Source organism: Alterinioella sp. B-7 (genome assembly GCF_056857775.1).
Window position 1 is genome coordinate 256901 of sequence record NZ_JBSXNT010000039.1, and the last position, 16630, is coordinate 273530.

The 16630-nt window shown below is 65.7% G+C and carries 15 protein-coding genes; 8 read left to right on the top strand and 7 right to left on the bottom strand.

The features are described 5' to 3' along the window. The first annotated feature begins 84 nt into the window (after nt 1–84). From AC13C7_RS16195 to AC13C7_RS16205, 3 genes are read left to right on the top strand one after another with little or no spacing between them, the layout of a single operon-like run. Nucleotides 85–1575, top strand: coding sequence for a SulP family inorganic anion transporter (locus AC13C7_RS16195; protein WP_482868081.1), 1491 nt, complete (start codon nt 85–87; stop codon nt 1573–1575). 10 nt (nt 1576–1585) lie between these two features. Then, nucleotides 1586–2437, top strand: coding sequence for a universal stress protein (locus AC13C7_RS16200; RefSeq protein ID WP_482868082.1), 852 nt, complete (start codon nt 1586–1588; stop codon nt 2435–2437). A 45-nt stretch (nt 2438–2482) separates the two neighbouring features. Beyond that, nucleotides 2483–3445: an ornithine cyclodeaminase family protein gene (locus AC13C7_RS16205; protein ID WP_482868083.1), complete on the top strand. Its 963-nt coding sequence runs from the start codon at nt 2483–2485 to the stop codon at nt 3443–3445. 303 nt (nt 3446–3748) lie between these two features. Here AC13C7_RS16205 and AC13C7_RS16210 read toward each other — a convergent pair whose 3' ends face one another. Further along, nucleotides 3749–5119 carry a lytic murein transglycosylase gene (locus AC13C7_RS16210; RefSeq protein WP_482868084.1) on the bottom strand — a complete coding sequence of 457 codons (1371 nt, stop codon included), beginning with the start codon at nt 5117–5119 and terminating at the stop codon, nt 3749–3751. Between the two features lie 143 nt (nt 5120–5262). Further along, nucleotides 5263–7518 carry a ribonuclease R gene (gene rnr / locus AC13C7_RS16215; protein WP_482868085.1) on the bottom strand — a complete coding sequence of 752 codons (2256 nt, stop codon included), beginning with the start codon at nt 7516–7518 and terminating at the stop codon, nt 5263–5265. Nucleotides 7519–7627: 109 nt separating this feature from the next. Here rnr and AC13C7_RS16220 point away from each other — a divergent pair, with 109 nt between their 5' ends. After that, entirely contained in the window at nt 7628–8104 is a 477-nt protein-coding gene (locus tag AC13C7_RS16220) for a DUF305 domain-containing protein (RefSeq protein ID WP_172318638.1), read from the top strand. Between the two features lie 96 nt (nt 8105–8200). Here AC13C7_RS16220 and dapE read toward each other — a convergent pair whose 3' ends face one another. Further along, complete coding sequence (gene dapE / locus AC13C7_RS16225; RefSeq protein WP_482868086.1) at nt 8201–9343, bottom strand: succinyl-diaminopimelate desuccinylase; 1143 nt, start codon at nt 9341–9343, stop codon at nt 8201–8203. Between dapE and AC13C7_RS16230 the strand changes: the two genes are divergently transcribed. The 3 genes from AC13C7_RS16230 (at nt 9342) to AC13C7_RS16240 (ending at nt 12270) form a co-directional block, all read left to right on the top strand. After that, nucleotides 9342–9563: a hypothetical protein gene (locus tag AC13C7_RS16230; RefSeq protein ID WP_482868087.1), complete on the top strand. Its 222-nt coding sequence runs from the start codon at nt 9342–9344 to the stop codon at nt 9561–9563. The two genes, dapE and AC13C7_RS16230, sit on opposite strands and share 2 nt — an antisense overlap. Before the next feature lie 18 nt (nt 9564–9581). Next, complete coding sequence (locus AC13C7_RS16235) at nt 9582–11150, top strand: Hint domain-containing protein (RefSeq protein ID WP_482868088.1); 1569 nt, start codon at nt 9582–9584, stop codon at nt 11148–11150. Nucleotides 11151–11250: 100 nt separating this feature from the next. Beyond that, nucleotides 11251–12270: a Hint domain-containing protein gene (locus AC13C7_RS16240; protein ID WP_446117876.1), complete on the top strand. Its 1020-nt coding sequence runs from the start codon at nt 11251–11253 to the stop codon at nt 12268–12270. 7 nt (nt 12271–12277) lie between these two features. On the opposite strand, the gene AC13C7_RS16245 is transcribed toward AC13C7_RS16240, so the two are convergent. The 3 genes from AC13C7_RS16245 to AC13C7_RS16255 form a co-directional block, all read right to left on the bottom strand. Beyond that, nucleotides 12278–12610 carry a hypothetical protein gene (locus tag AC13C7_RS16245; protein WP_482868089.1) on the bottom strand — a complete coding sequence of 111 codons (333 nt, stop codon included), beginning with the start codon at nt 12608–12610 and terminating at the stop codon, nt 12278–12280. 7 nt (nt 12611–12617) lie between these two features. Beyond that, nucleotides 12618–13448: a 2,3,4,5-tetrahydropyridine-2,6-dicarboxylate N-succinyltransferase gene (gene dapD / locus AC13C7_RS16250; protein WP_172318617.1), complete on the bottom strand. Its 831-nt coding sequence runs from the start codon at nt 13446–13448 to the stop codon at nt 12618–12620. A 158-nt stretch (nt 13449–13606) separates the two neighbouring features. After that, the gene (locus AC13C7_RS16255) at nt 13607–14527 is read right to left on the bottom strand and encodes a threonine/serine dehydratase (protein WP_482868090.1); all 921 of its coding nucleotides are present in this window, start codon (nt 14525–14527) and stop codon (nt 13607–13609) included. Nucleotides 14528–14592: 65 nt separating this feature from the next. Here AC13C7_RS16255 and AC13C7_RS16260 point away from each other — a divergent pair, with 65 nt between their 5' ends. Beyond that, entirely contained in the window at nt 14593–15465 is an 873-nt protein-coding gene (locus AC13C7_RS16260; RefSeq protein WP_482868091.1) for an LOG family protein, read from the top strand. A gap of 65 nt (nt 15466–15530) precedes the next feature. On the opposite strand, the gene AC13C7_RS16265 is transcribed toward AC13C7_RS16260, so the two are convergent. Continuing rightward, nucleotides 15531–16583 carry a Hint domain-containing protein gene (locus AC13C7_RS16265; protein WP_482868092.1) on the bottom strand — a complete coding sequence of 351 codons (1053 nt, stop codon included), beginning with the start codon at nt 16581–16583 and terminating at the stop codon, nt 15531–15533. Between the last annotated feature and the right edge of the window lie 47 nt (nt 16584–16630).

A 16630-nucleotide genomic window follows, 5' to 3' on the forward strand; every position in this document is an offset into this window, starting at 1 on the left:
GCGCGCAAGGGGGTGGCCACCGGCCCCAAGCCGCTTTATGCCCCGCGCAAACGCGAACATTCCCCTGACGGAGACCCTTGCCCCATGTCCCCGGACTTTCTGAACCGGATGCGGGTCGAATGGCTCGGCACCATCCGCGCCGACCTGCTGGCCGGCCTTGTCGTGGCGCTTGCCCTCATCCCCGAGGCCATCGCCTTCTCGATCATCGCGGGCGTCGACCCCAAGATCGGCCTCTATGCCTCGTTCTCCATCGCCGTGATCACCGCCATCGTCGGCGGCCGGCCCGGCATGATCTCGGCCGCCACCGCCGCTACCGCCGTCTTGATGGTGACGCTGGTGCGCGACCACGGGCTGCAATACCTGCTGGCGGCCACCGTGCTGGCGGGCGTCTTGCAGGTCATCGCGGGGATGCTGAAACTGGGCACCGTCATGCGCTTCGTCTCGCGCTCGGTCATGACCGGCTTTGTCAACGCGCTGGCGATCCTGATCTTCATGGCGCAACTGCCCGAACTGATCGGCGTGCCCTGGCTGACCTATGTGATGGTCGCGGGCGGCCTCGCCATCATCTACCTTTTTCCTTACGTCACCACCGCGATCCCCTCGCCACTGGTGACAATCGTGGTGCTGACCGGCATCGCACTGATCTTCGGGATGGACCTGCGCACCGTGGGCGATATGGGTGAGCTTCCCTCGACCCTGCCGGTCTTCCTGATCCCCGACATCCCGCTGAACCTTGAGACACTCCAGATCATCCTGCCCTATTCCGCCGCCGTGGCCGCCGTGGGCCTGCTGGAAAGCCTGATGACCGCGCAGATCGTCGATGACCTGACCGATACGAAATCCGACAAGAACCAGGAATGTATCGGCCAGGGCGTGGCCAATTTCTGCACCGGCTTCATCGGCGGCATGGCGGGCTGCGCGATGATCGGCCAATCCATGATCAACGTGAAATCGGGCGGGCGCGGGCGGCTTTCGTGTTTTGCCGCCGGGGTCTTCCTCTTGATCCTGATCGTGGTGCTTGGCGATATCGTCTCGATCATTCCGATGGCGGCCCTCGTGGCGATCATGATCATGGTCTCGATCGGCACCTTCTCCTGGTCCTCGATCGGGGCGCTGCGCGACCATCCCCGCTCCTCCTCGATCGTGATGCTGGCGACCGTTTTCGTCACCGTCTACACCCACAACCTCGCCATCGGCGTGCTGACCGGCGTGCTGTTGTCGGGCATCTTCTTTGCCGGCAAGATCGCGCAGCTTTTCAGCGTCACGTCGGAGCTGTCGAAGGACGGCACGACCCGCATCTACACCGTCCACGGGCAGCTCTTCTTCGCCTCCTCGGATGAGTTTTCCGCCGCCTTCGACTTCGGCGAGGTGCTGGACAAGGTGGTGATCGATGTCTCCCGCGCGCATATCTGGGACATCTCGTCTGTTGCGGCGCTGGACATGGCCGTGCTCAAGTTCCGCAGGGAAGGCGCCGAGGTCGAGATCCGCGGCCTCAACGAGGCGTCGGAAACCATCGTCGACAAGCTGGCGGAACATGACAAACCGGGCGCGATGGACCGCCTGATGGGACATTGAGAGGGCCGATATGAGCAAGGTTATCGCATTGGTGGACGGCTCCACCTATTCGCAAAGCGTCTGCGACCACGCCGCCTGGGTCGCCAAGGGCAAGGGCTGGCCGGTCGAGGTTCTGCACGTGATCGGCCGCCGCGACGAGGCCACCGACCCGCGCAACCTGTCCGGCAATATCGGGCTTGGCGCGCGCACCGCGCTGCTCAACGAACTGGCAGACCTTGACGCGCAGAAGGCCAAGCTTGCCCGCAAGCGCGGCCAGGCGATCATCGAGGATGCCAGCGCGCGCATTGCGGCGGAAGGCGTCGAGGTCTCGGCCCGCCTGCGCATCGGCGACCTGATCGACACGCTGCGCGAGGCCGAGGCGGAGGCCGACCTCGTCATCATCGGCAAGCGCGGCGAAGGTGCCGATTTCGCCAGCCTGCACCTGGGCAGCAACATGGAACGCGTCGTGCGCGCCTCCTCCAGGCCCGTCCTGGTCGCCTCGCGCGCCTTCCGGCCCGTGCAGAAACTGCTGGTGGCCTTCGACGGCGGCAGGTTCGCGATGAAGGCGGTCGATCACATCGCGCGGTCCGAGCTTTTCGCCGGTCTCGCCATCCACCTTCTGACCGTGGGCGATGAGACCCAAGAGGCGCGCCGCGCCATCGAGGGCGCCGCCGCCGTGCTGAAGGGCGGCGGCTATGACATCACCACCGAGATCGCCGAGGGCCAGCCCGAGAAGGAGATCGCCGACCGCGCCGAGGCGCATGATTTCGACCTTCTGGTGATGGGCGCCTACGGCCACAGCCGGATCCGCAGCCTCTTGATCGGCTCGACCACGACCGAGATGATCCGCGCCTGCAAGGTGCCGGTGCTGCTCTTCCGTTAGGTTCCGTTTCGGCCTAGCCTTCGGGCAAACCGAAGGAGACCGAACATGACGGACGACGAATTCCTGATCCTCTCCGACACCGACCTGGAGGGGCTCGGCCTCTCCGGCGCGCAGATCGTCGATGCCATCGAGGAGGCGATCCGGGGCGAGGCGGCGGGTGAGATTTCGACCGCGCCCAAATCCGCCGTGCTGCCGGGCGATGGCCGCTACATGATGACAACGCTGTCCTCGGCGGACACGCCCGACCTCACCATCGTGAAATCGGTCATGGTCAGCCCCCGCAACCCGGCCAGAGGCCGCCCCGGCATCGACGGCGCGATATTGATCCAGGACAGCGAAACCGGCCAGATGCGGGCGCTGTGCGAGGCCGGATGGGTCACGGGCGTGCGCACGGCGGGCCTCTCCGCCGTCGCCGCCCGCCGCCTGGCCAACCCCGAAGCGCAGAGCATCGCCTTCATCGGCTGCGGCATGCAGGCGCGCAGCCATCTTGCCATTTTCAACGACCTCTTCCCGCTGACATCCATCCGCGCCTCGGGCCGGGGCCAGGCCAATATCGACCGGCTCTGCGACATGGGCCGCAGACTCGGGCTGGAGACCAGGGCCAGCACAACCCCGCAAGAGGCCATCGAAGAGGCCGATATCGTCGTCAGCTCGATCACGCTGGATTACGAGGTCGCCCCCTTCCTCGACGCGCGTTGGCTGAAACCGGGCGCCTTCGCCGCCGTCACCGATCTGGGCATTCCGTGGAACCCCGAGGGGATGGAGGCGATCTCCCCCCTCTTCATCGACGACATGGCGCAGGAGGAGGCAAGCCCGAAGAAGCTGGTCGCCCCCGACCTCGTCACCGGGGACCTCAAGCACCTCCTCACCGACGGCCCCGGCGAGATGACGCCAGACACCCCCCGCGCCTTCCTCTTCCGCGGCCTCGCCATCGGCGATTTCGCCATCGCGCGCCTGGGATATCTCGCGGCAAAGAACGCGGGCAGGGGGCAGAAAACCACCTGGTAGCGGCCCCCAATCCCCTCCATCTTCTTGGTCCAAATACTCAAACCCACAGAGACCAAAGGCGCGACAACATATGACGGGCCCCACCGGTCCCATCTTCTTCGTCCAAATACCTGAATCTGACGCAACCCGTTCGCGCCTCCGCCAGAGGCCGCGCATCCCCGGCCCGCCCCCACCGGCAACCCGTCCGTCACAGAACCACCCTTGCAAGGTCTCCATGGCAATGCGGCACAAGGAGGGCTCCCGCAGGGGGCCTGACGCGGGCCGCCCGCCACCGCGATGACGCGACGCGGCGGCGCAACCGCCTCAGCGCAACCGCCGCAGCAGGTCAACCGAGGCGTAGCCATCCGGCACCAGCCCCTCGGCGGCCTGGTACTCGCGCACCGCCTGGATCGTCAGCGGGCCGACGATGCCGTCGATGCGCTCGGTCGAGAAGCCCGCCGCCGTCAGCCGCCGCTGCAACTCGAACCGCTCGTCATTGGTCAGCGCCCGGTCCGCGCGCGGCCAGCCGCCGCGAAAGGCCGGCCCGCCCGCGATCCGGTCGGCCAGGTGGCCCACCCCGATCACATAGGCATCCGCCGGATTATAGGTCTCGATCACCTGGAAATTCTCGTAGATGACCAGCGCCACGCCGGTATGCCCGCCCGGCAGCAGGATCGAGCTCGGCCCGTGATCCGGCACCTCTCCACCGTCCACAAGCCGCACGCCCATCGCGTTCCAATGCGCAGCATCCTCCCGGATCAGCTCTCCGCTCTGGGCAAAATCGAACCCGTCGGGCAGCACCACTTCCAGCCCCCAGGGCTGACCAAATGTCCAGCCGTTCTCGGACAGGTAGCGCGCGGTCGAGGCCAGCGCATCGCCCGGATAATCGCCCCAGATATCGCGCCGCCCGTCGCCGTTGTGGTCGACCGCGTGTTCGGTAAAGCTCGTTGGCATGAACTGCGTATGCCCCATCGCGCCCGCCCAGGAGCCTCGCATGTTGCCCGGTGAAATGTCGCCCGCCTCGATGATCTCCAGCGCCGCCATCAGCTGCGCTTCAAAGAACGCCTGACGCCGCCCCTCATAGGCCAGTGTCGCCATCGCCTCGATGATCGGCACGTCGCCGCGGAAACTGCCATAGGCGCTCTCCAACCCCCAGATGGCGGTCACGATTTCGGCCTCGACGCCGTAGTCCCGCTCGATCTCCGCCAGGGTCGTGCGCCATTCGGCCAGCGCGTCGCGCCCGTTGGCGATGCGCGCGGGCGAGGTGGCAGAATCGAGATAGTCCCACAGCGTGCGCGAAAACTCGGCCTGGTTTCGGTCGCGCTCGATCACCCTCTCATTCACCTCAACCCCGTCGAAGGCGCGGGTCAGGGTGGCCTGGCTGATGCCTCGCGCGCGCGCATGGGCCGCGAATGACGCGATCCAGTCGCGGAAGCCAGCATCGCTGATCGGGCTGTCCCCGCGCGATGGTGTGACGGCAGCCCCGACCTCAAGCGCCGGCGGCTCAACCGCGGGCGGATCGCGCCGCATGACCGGGCGGATATCGCCAAGCGTTTGCGACGCCAGGGCGGCCATTTCGATCACGCCGCCGGTCGCGGGCCGCATCGCAGGGCGCAACGAGTTTTCGGGCGGCGAGGCAAAGGTCGCCCCGGCCCAGACCAGAATCACCCCGACGATAGTGAGAAGAATTTTCATGTCGCTGTTGCGCCTCGCCTTCTGCCAGCACCTCAGATCATATCCGGTTCCGGGGGCTGCAAAAAGCCGCAGGCCAGCGGATCGGCAATCTGTTGCCGGAACCATCGCAGGTAGAGGTTACGCAAATCTGAACGGGACGGGCTTCACCCCTTCTTGCGGCGCAGTTTCTTCTTCACCTTGGCCGATTTCGCCTTGGCCTGCCCCGCCTTGCGGCGCGGGGGTGCGCCCCGGTGCCGTCCCTTGCCGGGTTTGACCGTCTTGCCCTCGATCTCGACCAGTTCCAGCACCAGCCCCCCGGTGACCGGCACCGCCTCGGCCAGCTTGACCTGCACCCTTGCCCCGAGCCCGATCACCATGCCGCTATCGGCCCCGGTCAGCGTCTGCGCCTCGGCATCGTGGTGGAAATATTCCCGCCCCAGGGCACGCATCGGCAGAAGGCCATCGGCCCCGGTCTCGTCCAGCTTCACGAACACGCCGAACCGCGCGATTCCGCTGATCCGACCGGTAAACGTCGCGCCCACCCGATCCGAGAGATAGGCGGCAAGATAGCGGTCATTGGTATCGCGCTCGGCCATCATCGAACGGCGTTCGGTGTCCGAGATATGCTTGGCGGTGTCCTCCAGCCGCTCCACCTCCTGCGCGCTCAGCCCGTCCTCGCCCCACCCGTGCACGGTGATCAGCGCGCGATGCACCACCAGGTCGGCATAGCGGCGAATGGGCGACGTGAAATGCGCATAGGCCCTCAGCGCCAGACCGAAATGCCCGAAATTCTGCGGGCTGTAATAGGCCTGCGTCATCGAGCGCAGCGTCGCCATGTTGATCAACTCGTCGAACTCGGTGCCTTCTGCCGCATTCAGCAGGCTGTTCAGATGCCGCGTCTGCAACACCTGCCCCTTGGCGAGGGTGAAGCCGCTGGCCTGCGCCGTTTCGCGCAGCGCGGTCAGCTTGTCCTGATTGGGTTCTTCATGGACGCGAAGCAGATGCGGCTGGCGCTTGGCGATCAGCGTCTCGGCGGCGGCCACATTGGCCAGCACCATGAATTCCTCGATCAGCTTATGCGCATCCAGCCGATCCTTGAACGCGACCGAGGTGACGGTGCCGTCCTCGGACAGCTCGATCCGGCGTTCGGGCAGGTCCAGGTCCAGCGGCTGGCGCTTGGCGCGGGCGGTTTTCAGCGCGTCATAGGCGGCGAAGAGAGGATGGATCACATCCTCGATGAGCGGCGCGACCTTCTCGTTCGGCTGGCCGTCCATCCCCGCCTGCACCTCCTCGTAATTCAGCGAGGCGGGCGATTTCATCAGGCCACGGACAAAGCGGTGGCCGATCTTCTCGCCGAACTCATCGACCACCATGCGCACGGCAAGGCAGGCGCGCGGCACGCCTTCATGCAGGGAACACAGGTCGCCCGACAACCGGTCCGGCAGCATCGGCACCACCCGGTCGGGGAAATAGGTGGAGTTGCCGCGCTTCCTCGCCTCGCGGTCCAGCGCCGATCCCGGCGTCACGTAATGCGCCACATCGGCGATGGCGACCCAGATCACATGCCCGCCGGGGTTCTTGGGGTCGTCATCGGCATGGGCATAACAGGCATCGTCATGGTCACGCGCGTCGGCTGGGTCGATTGTAACGAGCGGCAGATCGCGCAGATCCTCGCGCCCCTTGAGACCGGCGGGTTTCTTCGCGTCGGCCTCTTCGATCACCGCATCGGGAAAATCGTCCGGTATCCCGTGCTCATGAATGGCGATCAGCGACACCGCGCGCGGCGCTGACGGATCGCCGAGCCGGGCAATCACGCGCGCGCTCGGCAGGCCCATCCGGCCCTTGGGCCCGGCCTGTTCGGCCTCGACCAGCTCGCCATCCTTCGCCCCGTCGCTGGCCCCGGCCTCGACCTGCCATTCCTTGTCGGATCCCTTGTCGATGGGCAGGATGCGCCCGCCCTCGGCGGACTTGCGGAAAATGCCCAGGATCTTGTGCGGGTTGGTCCCGATGCGCCGGATCAGCCGCCCGACATAGGCGTGATCCTCGCCCGTGACCTCCTGCAACCGCGCCAGCACACGGTCGCCCTCGCCAAGCGCGGGGTCGGTCGCCTTGGCCGAGAACAGCACGCGCGGCGCGGGGCCTTCGCCGTGCCATTCCAGCGGGCTGAGATAAATGTCGCCCGCATCGTCGGGCGCCAGCACCTTGAGCACCGAGACCGGCGGCAGCTTGTCGGGGTCGCGATAGGTCTTCTTGCGCTTCTCCAGATGCCCCTCGCCCTCAAGCTCCTTCAGGATGCGCTTGAGGTCGATGCGGTCGGCCCCCTTGATGCCGAAGGCCCGCGCGATGTCGCGCTTGGTGGTCTTGGTGGGGTTCTCGCCGATCCAGTCGAGGATCTCGGATTTTGAGGGGATGCGTGCCATGCGCCATGGCTAGCATGGGTCGCACAGCGCGTCATGCGGATAATCTCCGGAACCTTCCAGTGGGGGAACGTTGTTGACATGTCATGTGACGCAACGAAAAGAGGCACAAATGACCTACACACGCTTCATCGCGATGATCCTGACATCGACCGTGACGATGTTCGGGCTGATGTATCTGAACACCTTTGTCTGGAGCCATGTCCAGTTCAGCGAGACCCGCACCTACATGGCGATCTACATGGGGGCGACCATGGCGGTGATCATGCTGCTCTTCATGTGGGGGATGTATCGCAACAAGGCCTCGAACTACGCCATTCTCGGGGTCAGCGTCGTGGTCTTCGCGGCGTCTCTGTATCTGCTGCGGTCGCAGGCGACTGTGGGCGACATCTCGTGGATGCGCGCCATGATCCCGCACCATTCCATCGCCATCCTGACCAGCGAGCGCGCCACGCTCTCGGACCCGCGCGTGCAGGCATTGGCCGAACGGATCATCGAGGCGCAGCGCCTTGAGATCGCCGAGATGGAGGCGCTGATTGCCGACCTGCAAGGCGGCCCGCCCGCCACGCCCGAGGTGGATGGGGAGTAATGGCTCCGGCGCGGAATCAAGGCGAAGCCGCCGCGCCATCGCCGTCACGCGGGGCGGCGATGGCGCGGCTCAGCGCGGAACGCCCCGCAGCCCTGCCTAGCCGCCGAAATAATCCCGCAAGATCCCGGTATAGACCCGTTTCAGCGCGTGGATGTCGTCGATCCAGACCCGCTCATCGACCTGGTGCATCCGGTGGCCGACAAGCCCGAATTCCACAACCGGGCAATGCGACTTGACGAAGCGCGCGTCCGAGGTGCCGCCGGTGGTGGACAGGATCGGGCTCTGGTTGGTCTCGCGGCTTACCGCGCCCGCCACAAGCGCCGACAGGTCGCCCGGCGGGGTCAGGAACGCCTCGCCCGAGATCTGCGCCCGCATCTCGATCCGCACGCCGGTCTCCGCCTCCACCTTGTCGGCCTCTTCGCGCAGCCAGTCCGTCAGGCTTTCCCCGCTATGGGTGTCGTTGAAGCGAAGATTGACGGCCATCCGGGTCTGGCCGGGAATGACGTTGGTGGCGGTGTTGCCGGTGTCGATGGTGACCACCGAACAGGTCGAGGCGTCGAAATGATCGGTCCCCTCGTCCAGCACATGCGATGACAGCCGATGCGCCAGCAGCGCCACGGCGGGCATCGGGTTCAGCACCTTGTGCAGATAGGCGGAATGGCCCTGCTTGCCCTTCACCGTGAACCAGGCCGACATCGCACCGCGGCGCCCGATCTTGACCATGTCGCCGATGCTCTCGACGCTGGTGGGCTCGCCCACGATGCAGATATCCATCTTCTCGCCCTTGGCCTCCATCCAGTCCAGCAGCGCGGGCGTGCCGTCGACGGAACTGCCTTCCTCATCGCCGGTGATGGTCAGGATGATCGCGCCATCGGGGGGGGTGTCGCGGACGAAATCAATTGCCGCCGCCGCAAAGGCCGCCACGCCCGATTTCATATCCGTGGCCCCGCGACCATAGAGCCATCCATCCACCTCCTCGGCCCCGAAGGGCGGATGCGTCCAGGCGGCCTCGTCGCCCACCGGCACCACATCCGTGTGACCGTTGAAGCCAAATGTGCGCGCGTGTCCCTTGTCGCCCCACCGGGCGAAAAGGTTCGACACCTCGCCCCGATCCGCGCGGGCGCACTCGAACCCGGCCGCGCTCAACACCTCCTCCAGCAGCACCAGCGCGCCGCCCTCCTCGGGCGTCACCGAGGGGCATTTCACAAGGTCGGCGGTCAGTTTCTGGGGGTCGGTCATGGGCTCGGTCCTCGGGATCGGGGCAGTTGCAGAATTGCTAAACCTGCGTCCTGCGGGACACAAGGCCCGCGCCGACCTGCGCAACCCTCTTACTTCATGGCAAAAATCGGGCTATTCTCCGGCAAAACAAAAGAAGCAGAGGCGGTCGGGAAGGCAAAAGACCTTCCATCCGGGCAATCCAGCAGAAGAAAACACCGGGATTGCGACGGGTGCCGCCTGAACAAGGGGCAGTAGAGGCATGGTCGCAGCCAGCGAGTTACCGATCAATACAAATGCGTCGGCCATCCAGATGGCCAACACGATCTTCGGCCCCGGCGTGACGGTGCTGAACGCCAACTATTCCGGCGACAACCGGTCCTCGGGCATCTGGAGCGACGGCGACAGCGTCTCGGGCGAGGTGACGCCGGGCGATACCGGGGTGATGCTCTCCACCGGCAGGCTGTCCAATTTCACCAACGGGTGGGGCAGCTCCAACTGGCGCTCAAACACCTCCTCGAACACCAACGGCGTGAACAACGACGCCGATTTCAACGCCGCCGCCGGGCAGAACACATATGACGCCGCCATCCTCGAGGCGGAGTTCATCCCGACCACCGATTTCATCTCGATCCAGTTCACCTTCGCCTCCGAGGAATATCCCGAATATGTCGGCTCGATCTTCAACGACGCGGTCGGGATCTGGGTCAACGGACAGCTGATCGAATCCCCCATCTTCGAGATCGCCCAGATCAACAACGTCAATGGCGGCGCGAACGAGACCCTCTACAACGACAACACCAATGACCAGGTGAATACCGAGATGGACGGCTATACCGTCACGCTCTCGGTGATGATGCCGGTCAATGCGGGGGTGACCAACTCGATCCGCCTCGGAATCGCGGATGTCGCCGACAGCAGCTACGATTCCACCCTGCTGATCGGCGGGGGCTCGATCCAGGGCGACGTGCTGGCCTGGGACGATTCGCAGACCGTGTTCGAAGGCCAGACCGCCAATATCGACGTGCTCGGCAATGACAGCTCGGTCGGCGTGATGGTCGTGACCCATATCAACGGGCAGGCGGTCAATGTCGGCGACACGATCACGCTGAACAACGGCTTCGAGGTCACGCTGATGGCCGATGGAACGCTCAGCGTCGAGCCGCCCGCGGGCTATGGCAACCTGACCGATCCCGACACGTTCAATTTCTCCTACACCGCCGAGGCGGCCGGCATTTCCGACACCGCCTTCGTCTCGATCACCTCGATCCCCTGTTTCGCCGCCGGCACGCGGATCAGGACCGACCGCGGCGACATCGCGGTCGAGGCGCTGCAGGCGGGCGACCTGGTCGAGACCCGCGACAGCGGCCTGCAACCCCTGCGCTGGATCGGGCGGCGGCGCGTGCCCGCCACCGGCAAATTCGCCCCCATCGTGATCGAACGCGGCACGCTTGGCCTGCATGACACGCTGATCCTGTCGCCGCAGCACCGGGTGCTGATCCGCCACCACATGGCGGAACTGCTCTTCGGCGAGGACGAGGTGCTGGTCGCCGCCAAGGATCTGGTCAATGAATGTTCCATCCGCGTGCGCGAGGGCGGAGAGGTCGAATATTTCCACCTGCTCTTTGACGATCACCAGATGATCTGGTCCGAGGGGCTCTTGACCGAAAGCTTCCAGCCCGGACCGCAGACCCTGTCGGGCTTCGACGATGCGGTGCAGGAGGAGCTCTTTGCGCTCTTCCCCGAGCTGGACCCCGAAACCGGTGCGGGCTACAGCGCCGCCGCACGGCCCTCGCTGCGCAGTTACGAGGCCCGCGCGCTGATGGGGTAGGCGATCCACCGCCGAACACAATCTTGCCTCTTTGTGGTGAAATTCGGCCCGCAATCCCCGGTTAGGGTTCAATCAGCAGCTTATTGAGGCGATTGTTTACATGACATGGTTGGCGATCTGGGACAGCTCCCGCCTGATCCACCCGAAACGGCCCGCGCGCGCGCCGGACCTCTCCATCGGGGCGCTGATCTTCGAGGCGCGTCTGCGTCCGGGGCGCGGTGTGCCCGTGGTGATCTGGCAGGGCCGCACCGGCACCGCCGCCGATTTCCGCGTCATCCATTACCCCAACGGAACCGTTTCCGTCGAACATGGCGGGTTCAGCTTCGAGACCGGGCCGGGGTTCCTCTCGGGCGGCGACCCGCTGCACCTGCATTATTCCTGGGACATCCTGGGCCGCGCCGATGCGCTGATCCTTGAAAACACCGAATCCGGTGACCGGCTGGCCACGCCCGTCGGCCCCCTCTACATCGACGATCCGCGCACCCTGCTGCCCGGTCCGCAGGAGGCCAGGGTTTCCATCGACTTCGCCGGCATCGCCAATCACTTCGTGCCCGCCGTGCCGCTGCCGGGTATTGCGACCGGCGCCTGTATCGCCACGCCCGACGGGCCGCGCGCCATTGAAACGCTGGCCCCCGGAATGCTGGTCGAAACCGTGTCGCGCGGGCCGCAGCCCATTCGCTGGATCGGCCGGACCGAGCCGCTTGCGCGCGGCCACACCGCCCCGATCGAGATGCGCGCGCCCTATTTCGGCCTGACGGGCGATATCTGCGTCGCCCGCAACCAGCGCATCCTTCTCAGCGGTCCCGATATCGAATACCTCTTCGGGGAAGATCACGTGCTGGCCCGCGCGGGCGACCTGGTCAATGGCCGCTCCGCCCGCCTGACGATGACACAGGCCACGCGGGTCTATCACCAGGTGCTGCTGGACGACCACGATTGCCTGATCGCAGGCCGCTGCCGGATGGAATCGGTTCTGCTTGGCGATGTGCTGGCCGCGCAGGGCAAATCCGCCGACAAGCTGGAAGAGGCCGACCGCCTCGCCGCCTGGCCCACTCTGGACCGCGCCTCGGCGCAATCCTATCTGGCGCTTCTGGGGGCGAACGGGCGCATCGCCGCGTAAGCCACCTTCACTCCTTGTCGAAAAACGGCGTCATCTGCGCCACGATCACCGCGTTTTCATCGGCAGCGCGCTGCATCAGTTCCAGTTCATCCTCACCGATCTCGTGACCCAGCTCGCGCCGCTCCTCCAGCGTGCCGTAGCCCTGCACATCCAGCGGGGCCATGTCGGCCTGTTTCAGGACCGCCACGCTTTCGCGCACCGCCTCGGCCTCATCCACGCCCGAGGCATAGAGCATCAGCGCCGCGCCGGTCGCGTCCCTGGGCAAGCCGTCGCCCGCCTTGCGCCCGACCTCGACAACGAGGGTGTAGACCTGTTGCGTCTTTTTCGGCTTGTCGGCCATGCGCGCCTCAGGCCCTGAGCAATTCGTTGATCGAGGTCTTGGCCCGTGTCCTGGCATCGACCCGCTTGACGATCACGACGCAGTAAAGGTTCACCCCGTTCTTGGACGGCATCGAGCCTGCCACCACGACCGATCCCGCAGGCACTTCGCCATAGGAAACCTCGCCGGTCTCCCGGTCCACGATCTTGGTCGATTGGCCGATATAGACGCCCATGCCAAGCACGGATCCTTCGCGCACGATGCAGCCCTCGACCACCTCGGAGCGCGCGCCGATGAAACACTCATCCTCGATGATCGTGGGGCCCGCCTGCATCGGTTCCAGCACGCCGCCGATGCCGACGCCACCCGACAGATGCACGTTCTTGCCGATCTGCGCGCAGGATCCGACGGAGGCCCAGGTGTCCACCATCGTGCCGCTGTCCACGTAGGCACCCAGATTGACGAAGGAGGGCATCAGCACCACGCCGGGCGCGATATAGGCCGACTTGCGGGCGATGGCGCCGGGCACGGCGCGGAACCCCGCATTGCCCCATTCATTCGGTCCCCATCCGGCAAACTTGCTGTCCACCTTGTCGAACCAGCTTGCACCCTGCGGCGCGCCCGACTGCATTTCCATGTCCTTCAGGCGGAACCCCAGAAGCACCGCCTTCTTGGCCCATTGGTTGACATGCCACTTGCCGTCATCCTGTTTCTCGGCCACCCGCAGCCCGCCGCCATCCAGCGCGTTCAGCGTGTCCTCGATCGCCTCGCGGGTCTCGCCGGTGGTCGCGGGCGTGATCTGGTCGCGCGCCTCCCATGCGGCTTCGATGGCGGCTTCCAGTTGGGCATTGGCGGTCATGGCATGTATCCTGTTCTGGCGATGGTCCGGGCTGCTATAGTCAGGCTCCGCGCGCGATGCAATCGCCGCGCGGCGCGGAACAGTTTCTGTCTCACGCGGGCAATCACACGGGGCGACACATTCTTATACAATAAATTGCTGCGCAGCATCGCTGCGCGTCACATCAACCCGTCAAACCCCGCCGCGTTCGCACCGCAGAGCAGCACGGCCACCCGTTCCCCCTTTTCCAGTCGGTACGCCCCGGACAGAAGCGCGGCCATTGCCGTCGCCCCCGCAGGCTCCACCGCCTGGCGCAACTCCCGCCAAAGAAGGGTGCGCGCGGCGGTGATCCGATCATCTTCTACAAGAAGTGACTCGATATTCTGCGCCTGCGCAAGCTCCAGGCAGATCTCCCCGATCCGCCGCGCCCCAAGCGCATTTGCCGCGACACCCGACACATCCACATCCACCGGCGCCCCTTGCTGCAACGCAGCATGGAGCGCACAACTGAGGCGAGGCTCCACCGCCACAACCTTGCGCCGCCCCGCCAGCCAGCCCATCGCCCCCGCGATCAGCCCGCCACCGCCGACGGCGATCAGCACCGTATCGGCCTCCAGCCCCTGCGCCTCCCATTCCGCCATCACGGTGCCCTGCCCGGCCACGGTCTGCACGGAATCATAGGCATGGACCTGCATCGCGCCGGTCTCGGCCTCATGCGCCTCGGCCGCCTCCAGCGCATTGGCATAGGCCCCCGGCACCACCACAAGATCGGCCCCTGCCCGCTCGATCAGCGCGATCTTCGCAGGCCCCGCCATCTCCGGCACGAAGACCTTGGCCCTGTGCCCCAACTGCGCCGCCGCATAGGCCACCGCCGCGCCGTGATTGCCGCCCGAGGCCGCGACGACCCCCGCCTCCGGCACCTCCCGTGACAGCAGCGTGTTGAACGCGCCGCGCGGCTTGAAGCTGCCGGTGTGCTGCACATGCTCGAATTTCAGCGCCACGTCATGCCCGCCAAGAACCGCCTTCATCACCGGCGTCCGCCGCACATGGGCCGCGATTCGCGCCTGCGCCGCCTCGATCTCTCCTGTCCAGTCCTGCATTCCCGGTTCCCTCTGCCTGCTGCCCACGATAGCGTCGGGACAGGTAAACACGAAGGACAGGCGCAATGAAAGACGACCAGCGGCAGGGCCCGTTCCGCAAGGCCCAAACCGACATCAAGAGCGCGCAGGACGTGCCCGACACGGCCCAGACCCGCGCGCCCGCCTATCGGTTGGCCTTCACCGACAGCGATTTCATGTGCCGGGATGAACTGCGCCCGGTGCGCCTGCAACTGGAGCTGCTCAAACCGCAGATGCTGATGGATGAATACGGCGTCGAAAGCACCGTGGTGATGTTCGGCGGCGCGCGCATCCCGGCCCCCTCCGAGGCGCATCTGGCCCGCACCGACACCCTGCGCGACCTGTCGAAATACTATGACGAGGCGCGCAAATTCGCCCGCATCATGACCGAACGCAGCCTGAACACGGGCCGCCACGACAACATCATCGTCACCGGCGGCGGCCCCGGCGTGATGGAAGCCGGATCACGCGGCGCGCAGGACGCGGGCGGCGTGTCGATCGGCCTCAATATCGTGCTGCCGCATGAACAGGCGCCGAACGAATATGTCACGCCCGATCTGTGCTTCAACTTCCACTATTTCGCGATCCGCAAGATGCATTTCCTGATGCGGGCCTGCGCGATCACGGTCTTTCCCGGCGGCTTCGGCACGCTGGACGAGACCTTCGAGGCGCTGACCCTGATCCAGACGGGCCGCATGGAACGGGTGCCCTTCCTCCTCTTCGGCGAGGCGTTCTGGCGCAAGATCATCAACTGGGACGCGCTGGCCGAGGCGGGGACGATATCCGAGGAGGATCTGCACCTCTTCCGCTTTGTCGAAACAGCGGATGAGGCAGTGCAGGTCATCGACACGTGGCCCGAGCCGACCAAACGCAGCGATATTCCGGGCCGCGGCGACGACCGGCTGGAAGGCGACGCCTAACGCCGGGAGATGCGCGGGGTCGATCCCGCGCGAAGAAACCTGGTGTCGACGCAGGTTGCCCCCACCTAGCCCGCCAGTCGCGCGATACAGGCGGCCTGGTAGCCCTTGACCACCGTGGCGGCGGCGGGCCCGTAGCTGGCCACATCCTCGGCCAATTCAGGGAACAGCGCGATCACCTCGGCGCGGCTTTCACGCTCCAGCGCATCAAGGGCACAGTGGCCGGGATGCAGGCTCTCGCTCGGCGCGCCTTCAGCATAGACGATCTGATGCCGGTCAAAGAGGATATGCACATAGGTGATCCACCCGCCGCGTTGCCGCACGATATCGCGGTCATTGACCAGATCGCGCGCCGCGATCAGCGCCCGTGGCTCGCCGGTCAACAGCTCCACCCGCCAATCCGACATCAGCATCCGGTGCAGCGGCGAGACCAGCAGCGGGCGGTCATTGCCCACGGTTCCGGGCTGGAACAGGACCGGGGCCAGGTCGCCCTCGGCGCGCACCCGCCTCGTGCCGATCCAGCGCAGCGGCTGATAGCCGTCATCGCGGGTCAGGACACGGTCGCCCTGCTGAAGCGTCTCGATCGCGCGGGGCCCGTGCTCGGTCTCGATCATGGTGCCCTCGGTGAAGCAGACGATGGTGGCACCCAGATCGGCATGGGGTACGAAATCGTCATTCTCGACGATCCCGTTGACGGTGTAGTTGACCCCCGCGGGCGGCACACCATCGGGGAAGACCAGGTAATAGCCATCCTCGCCGGCATCGTTCAGGTCGTCGTCATTGTTGAGGTCGACGTCGATCACGGCCACGCGGTAGAGCGTGCCATCGGCGGCCTCGATCTCGAACGTGTAATCCCAGATCGTCTGGTAATAGGTGCCGCCGATCAGCGTGACCTGCTCCCACGCCCCGCCGATCTGCTCCTGCCCGCTGACCTGTTCGTTGGTGGGATCGCCGTTATAGAGAGTCGCGCCGTCATTCTCGCGCACATGAAACGAAGTGGTCGAGCCGGTCCAGGTCCAGGTGCCGCCAACGGTCGGGCCAAACGCATAGTTGACCGGCGATCCGTTGACCGTCGACTGGGTGCCAAAGATGGCGTTGGAATAGCCGTAATAGACCGGCATGGCGGGGCCTCATTCTCACTCCCACCTTGTCTAGGAGAAAAATGTGT